The organism is Arcobacter sp. CECT 8989 (genome assembly GCF_004116715.1).
Lineage (GTDB): Bacteria > Campylobacterota > Campylobacteria > Campylobacterales > Arcobacteraceae > Halarcobacter.
This window is the reverse complement of record NZ_PDKE01000085.1, coordinates 1-422: the sequence shown is the minus strand read 5'-3', so window position 1 is coordinate 422 and position 422 is coordinate 1. Positions and strand designations below refer to the sequence as shown.

The 422-nt window shown below is 32.2% G+C and carries 1 pseudogene; it reads left to right on the top strand.

The features are described from left to right. Positions 1 to 422 (top strand): annotated as a pseudogene (locus CRV02_RS14925) (nicotinate-nucleotide--dimethylbenzimidazole phosphoribosyltransferase); the annotation flags it as partial.

Here is a 422-nt window from a genome sequence, read left to right as displayed (position 1 = left end):
AATATATTTAACTCCTACATTAGATAGTGAATTTGTAACTTGTGGAGAAGTTAGAAGTTTAGAATCAATTGCCCAAACTCCTAAAGGTGTACCAACTCCTGCAATACTTACAAGAGCGACTCATCTTTTAAAGCCTTTTTCAAATATTGAGATTTTAAATTTAGGAATTAAAAACTTACCTAGAATAGAGCACTTTACAAAACATGAATTTGGGATTTCTGTTGCAGGAGATATTACAAATGGTGCAAATATTGATGCAATGGATGTTTTTAAAAAAGGTTTAGATTTTGGTCAAGAGTATGAGTGTAAAGATGATTATATTATTTTAGCTGAATCTGTTCCAGCTGGTACAACAACAGCTGCTGCAACTGCTGTTGCTTTAGGCTATGATTGCAAAGAGATGTTTAGTAGTAGTTTTAAAG